The organism is Kitasatospora sp. NPDC001539 (assembly GCF_040298565.1).
Taxonomy (GTDB): Bacteria; Actinomycetota; Actinomycetes; order Streptomycetales; family Streptomycetaceae; genus Kitasatospora.
Genome location: NZ_JBEPAK010000368.1, coordinates 1 through 4,925 on the forward strand (window position 1 = coordinate 1; position 4,925 = coordinate 4,925).

The 4,925-nt window shown below is 76.5% G+C and carries 5 protein-coding genes; 2 read left to right on the top strand and 3 right to left on the bottom strand.

The features are described from left to right. Positions 1–107: 107 nt before the first annotated feature. From ABT247_RS31725 to ABT247_RS31735, 3 genes are all read right to left on the bottom strand, one after another. Positions 108–866: a Clp protease N-terminal domain-containing protein gene (locus ABT247_RS31725; RefSeq protein WP_350749640.1), complete on the bottom strand. Its 759-nt coding sequence runs from the start codon at positions 864–866 to the stop codon at positions 108–110. Between the two features lie 49 nt (positions 867–915). After that, entirely contained in the window at positions 916–1,680 is a 765-nt protein-coding gene (locus ABT247_RS31730; protein WP_350749643.1) for a tyrosine-protein phosphatase, read from the bottom strand. A gap of 111 nt (positions 1,681–1,791) precedes the next feature. Next, entirely contained in the window at positions 1,792–2,517 is a 726-nt protein-coding gene (locus tag ABT247_RS31735; RefSeq protein WP_350749646.1) for a VC0807 family protein, read from the bottom strand. 247 nt (positions 2,518–2,764) lie between these two features. Here ABT247_RS31735 and ABT247_RS31740 point away from each other — a divergent pair, with 247 nt between their 5' ends. Together ABT247_RS31740 and ABT247_RS31745 are read left to right on the top strand one after the other, a co-directional pair. Then, positions 2,765–3,568: an RNA polymerase sigma factor gene (locus ABT247_RS31740; RefSeq protein ID WP_350749651.1), complete on the top strand. Its 804-nt coding sequence runs from the start codon at positions 2,765–2,767 to the stop codon at positions 3,566–3,568. Then, positions 3,565–4,605 (top strand): hypothetical protein, encoded by a 1,041-nt coding sequence (locus ABT247_RS31745; protein WP_350749649.1) that lies wholly within the window; start codon positions 3,565–3,567, stop codon positions 4,603–4,605. The genes ABT247_RS31740 and ABT247_RS31745 overlap by 4 nt, the downstream gene beginning before the upstream one ends. The last annotated feature ends 320 nt before the right edge of the window (positions 4,606–4,925 follow it).

Here is a 4,925-nt window from a genome sequence, read left to right on the forward strand (position 1 = left end):
CCCGGGCGGGAGTTCCGCCCGGGGCACGGCGCCTGGGCCGGACCGGGGCCGGTCCTCGCCCCGTTGCACCGGGGCCGGTCCGCAACCCCGCTGCACCGGCCGCGTCCTCAATCCCGCTGCTGGGGTTCCGCGTTCCGGGCGGCGATGATGGCGGCGATGGCCTCCGAGACGAAGGTCTCCACCTCGGCCTTGTCCACGTTCAGGCCGGCGAGGACGCCCTCGCCGTTGTCCTGCTCCAGCAGGGCGAGCAGGATGTGCTCGGTGCCGACGTAGTTGTGTCCGAGCTTGAGCGCCGCGCGGAAGGTGAGCTCCAGGACCTTCTTGCTCCCGGTGTCGAACGGGATCAGGGCGGGCAGCTCCCCGACGGAGGCCGGCAGGGCGGCGGTGGCGGCCGCCCCGAGGGCCTCCGGGGTGATGCCCTGGGCGGCGAGCGCCTTCATGGCGATGCCCTCCGGCTCGGCGCGCAGGCCCAGCAGCAGGTGCTCGGTGGTGATCTCGGCGTTGCCCGCCTTCCTGGCCTCCTCCTGCGAGGCCACCACGACGCTGCGGGCCCGGGGGGTGAAGCGGCTGAACCCCTGGCTGGGGTCGAGGTCGTTCGGGGTGCCCGGGTCCTTGGGGACGAAACGCTTCTGGGCGGCCTGCTTGCTGACGCCCATGCTGCGGCCGATGTCGGTCCAGGACGCGCCGGAGCGGCGGGCCTGGTCGACGAAGTGGCCGATCAGGTGGTCGGCGAGGTCGCCGAGGTGGTCGGCGGCGATGACCGCGTCGGACAGCTGGTCGAGCGCGTCGGTGTGGACCTTCTTGATCGCGGCGATCAGGTCGTCGAGGCGCAGCGGAGTGGTGTTGGGAACGACGGGATTCTCCATGCGTCAACCGTAGGTTGTCGATCCCCGCATCGTCAACCACCGGTTGACGCTACCTCCCGGTAACGTCCTCGGACCGCTGGCGGCCCGGCAGCAGCCGGGCCCGGACGGCGGCGATCGCGGCGGGGGAGACCCCGGCCGCCAGCAGGTAGCCCGCCGGGTCGAGCCCGTCGAGCGTCGACTCCAGCACGGCCTCGGCGGTCGTCCCGGCCTCGGCCAGCACCGCGTCGATCCGGTGGTAGGGGTCGGGCAGCCCGAGCATCCCGTAGAGCGGTCGGACGTTCGGGCCGCTGAGCAGGTAGTCCTCGATGATCGCGGCCCGGTCGACACCGGCCAGGGCGAGCAGCAGCAGGGCGGCCAGGCCGGTGCGGTCGCGACCGGCGCCGCAGTGCACCACCAGCCCGCCGGGGCGGGCTCCGGCGATCGCGGTGACCAGCGCGGCGGCGGCGTGCGGGCAGTGGTCCAGGTACGGGCGCAGGGCCAGCGGGGTGCCGTCCAGCCGGCCGTAGGTCCGCCACCAGGCGGAGCCGGCCAGCGCGTCCAGCGGGACGCGGACCAGGTCGACGCCCTCGGGGAGTGGGAGGAGTGGCCGGTACTCCTCGTCGTCGCGCAGGTCGACCACGGTGCGGACGCCGTGGTCGAGGAGGGCGTCCCAGCCCTCGCGGGTGAGGCGGTCCAGGTTGTCCGCCCGGACTATCGCGCCGCGGGCGGTCAGCCGGCCGGAGGCGGTGGGCAGGCCGCCCAGGTCGCGGACGTTCAGGCAGCCGTCCCAGTCGAGGGTGCGGTCCTCGGTGGTGCTCAGCGCGTTCGTCCGCATGGTGGGGCTCCCCGGGTCGGTCGTCTCGGGGGGTCCCGTTACCCCCTCGTTATAAGGACTCCGGGGAGATCCCGATGGTTCCTGGCTGTTCGAACCCCCGGCACCGGCGGTTCACGCGGCGGTCGGGTGCTCGGCCTCGGCGCCGACCAGCTTCTCGATCGGCTCGACCGCGATCTGGCCGAGCATCGAACCGGCCGCGATCGCGGCGATCAGGAACACGGTGGACAGCCAGGCCATGGTCGAGACCGGCAGGGTGAAGGCGCCGACCACCCGGGCCGCGCACTCGGCCAGCAGCGCGGTGCCCCAGATCCCGGCGAACACCCGCTCGTGCCGGCGGAAGGCCCGCGAGCCGGCCGCCCGGCCCTCGACCAGCCGCTGCCAGGCGGCGGCGCGGTCCCGCCTGCCCTTGGTCACGAAGGGCATCAGCACCGGCGTCATCACCGGTCGGCCGACCAGCGCCGAGACCAGGATCGCCAGCGCCACGGTGCCGCTCAGCGCGCCGTCCTTGGCGATCATCAGTCGGGCGTCGCCGGTGACGAAGGTCAGCGCCAGGCCCGCCAGGTTGACCACCAGCATCAGCGCGGCCCAGAGGTTGAGCCTGCGCTCGTTCAGCAGCCCGAGGACCGTCCGGGCGGCCGGGAAGGCGCTGCTCCAGGCCAGCGCGGCGAACTCGCTCAGACCGAAGGTCGAGTGCAGCACGTAGTACCCGGCCATCGGGGCGGCCACGTCGAGCGCCAGCGGGCGGAGACCGGAGAGCAGCGGGTTCGGCGCCTCGGCGTGCGCGGCGCCCGTCGCGGGAGCGGAAGTCGTGGCGGCGCTGACGCTCTGGCTGCTCATGGTGGGTTCCTCCCCGTCCGGTGCCGCGGGCCCCTGCCCTCGGCGTGCCGCCAGTCTTTCCGTCCGGCCCCCGCCGCAGCAGTGCCGTCCGTTGCGGGATCCGCATGACAGTTGTCACGGCGCGCCCCGTGACACCGCCTCCGACCTGCGGGGACCGGCCCAGGACCGCCGGGAGCGCCGCCGGCGGCCCGCCCCGGGCGGCCCGGACCCGCGACCGGCGCCGACCCGGTTCCCCGGATGACGCATGATGGGGCGGGTGCAGAGTGCAGAAGGCCCCGGAGCGGGCACCGGCAGCCCCCTCGGCCGGCCCGGACCAGTCCCAGCAGCCGGCCCCCCACCGGGCCCGGCCCCCGCGCCCGATCTGACCGAGGCGGTCCGCGCCGCCCAGGACGGGGACGAGGAGGCGTTCCGGCTGCTGTTCCGGACCGTCCAGCCGGGCCTGCTGCGCTACCTGCGGGTGCTGGTCGGCGGACGGCCCGAGGACGTGCAGGACGCCGAGGACATCGCCTCCGAGGCCTGGCTGCAGATCGCCCGCGACCTGCGCGGCTTCTCCGGCGACGGGGACGGCTTCCGCGGCTGGGCCGCCACCATCGCCCGCAACCGCGCCCTGGACCACCTGCGCGCCCGGCGCCGCCGCCCGGTCGCCGACCTGCCCGTCGAGTACCTGGCCGAGCTCGCGTCCGGCGACGACACCGCGGGCGCCGCGCTCACCACCGTGGGCACCGCCGACGCCCTGGCGCTGATCTCCCGGCTGCCGCGCGACCAGGCCGAGGCGGTGCTGCTGAGAGTGGTCATGGAACTCGACGCCGAGAGCGCCGCCCGGGTGCTCGGCAAGCGGGCCGGCAGCGTCCGGATGGCCGCCCACCGCGGGCTGCGGCGACTGGCCAAGCTGCTGGACCACCCCTCCTCCGGGGCCGGGATCCCCGCCGCCCGCAGCGCCGAACCGGGGGCCGGGGACCGGCCGCCGGGCCCGCCGCAGGAACCCGCGGAAAAAAGTTCTCCGCAGGGTGTGACAGAACGCCGGGCCGCGACGCTGAAGGACATGAGATGAGCACCAACCGATCCCGCCGGATCGACCGTGACACCGCCGAGCAGCTGCTCAGTGGTGCCGTGGGCGGCCCGTCGGCCGGGCAGGACGCCTCGCTCACCGGACCGGACGGTCCCGGGCACGTCGCCCGGGTGCTGGCCGCGGCCGCCGCCCCGGCGTCGGCAGCGGAACTGGCCGGGGAGGAGGCCGCCCTGGCCGCGTTCCGGAAGGCGAGTCTCGCGCCCGACCCCGTCGTGACCCCCGTCCGGAGACGATCCATGGCAACCGCCGCGCTGGCCAGGGCCTTCAGCACGAAGGCCGCTGCCGCCGTGCTCGGGGCCACCGCGCTGTGCGGGGTCGCGGTCGCCGCCGGTACCGGAAACCTGCCGTCCCCGCTGGGCGGCGGCCCGTCCGAGCCGCAGCGTCCGCCGACCGTCCCGGGCGGCTCGACCGGCAGCTCCCCGGGCGCGCCCCACTCCGGCGCGGCCGGCACCCGACCCGCGGCGCCGTTCGAGTCCGCCCGGCCGTCCGGCACCGCCTCCGGCGGCCCGCAGACGGCGGCTCCGGGCACGCCCGGCACCGGCGAGCACGGCGCCCGGCCCTCCCTGCCGCCCGCGCTGGTTCCGCTCTGCCAGGGCTTCACGGACCGCACGGACAAGGGCGAGCACCCGCGCCAGCTGGCCGCCGACCCGCTCTTCGCCCCGCTCGTCGCGGCGGCCGGCGGAGCGGACGGCGTGGCCGGCTACTGCGACGGCACGTCCGGCAGCCAGGGCGCCACGGCACAGCCGAGCACCCCCGCCCGTACCTCGCCCGCGACGGACGGCGGCAAGAACGGCGGGGACAACGGCAAGTCCAACGCCAACGGCGGCTCGAACGGCAACGCCAACGGCGGTTCGAACGCCAACGGCGGCGGCACCAACGGCCAGGACGGCGGCGGTGGCCGCACGAAACCCGGCAAGAACGGCGTGACCGCACCGACCCCACCGGCCCCACCCACCCCGCCGGACATCCGTCCGAGCAGGACCGTCCCCTCCGAGGACGAGCAGTCGACCCGGAGGTGACCCCCAGAACTCCGGGTGGGCGGCGAGCGACTCCCCCCGGGCTCGCCGCCCACCCGGATCGCACCACCACCCGCACCACCCGCAGGACGCACAACCACCCGAAGACCCCGGGTGGCCGGTCGGCTCCCCCGTGCCCACCGTCCACCCGGCCGGCCCGACCGGCCCGAGCGGCGCCCACCCCGTACGCGCCGCCGGCTCGATCGGCCCGGAACCGTGGGGGCCCCCCCCCCCCCCCCGGGGGGGGCCGCGCCCCCCCCCCCGGGGGGGGGGGGGGGGGGGGCGCGGGCGGCGCCCGCCCCCCCCCGCCCCCCCCCCGCGGG

Excerpts from the sequence above, each read along its gene's own strand:
- ABT247_RS31725 (WP_350749640.1), bottom strand. The coding sequence starts at position 866 with ATGGAGAATCCCGTCGTTCCCAACACCACTCCGCTGCGCCTCGACGAC.
- ABT247_RS31730 (WP_350749643.1), bottom strand. The coding sequence starts at position 1,680 with ATGCGGACGAACGCGCTGAGCACCACCGAGGACCGCACCCTCGACTGG.
- ABT247_RS31735 (WP_350749646.1), bottom strand. The coding sequence starts at position 2,517 with ATGAGCAGCCAGAGCGTCAGCGCCGCCACGACTTCCGCTCCCGCGACG.
- ABT247_RS31740 (WP_350749651.1), top strand. The coding sequence starts at position 2,765 with ATGGGGCGGGTGCAGAGTGCAGAAGGCCCCGGAGCGGGCACCGGCAGC.
- ABT247_RS31745 (WP_350749649.1), top strand. The coding sequence starts at position 3,565 with ATGAGCACCAACCGATCCCGCCGGATCGACCGTGACACCGCCGAGCAG.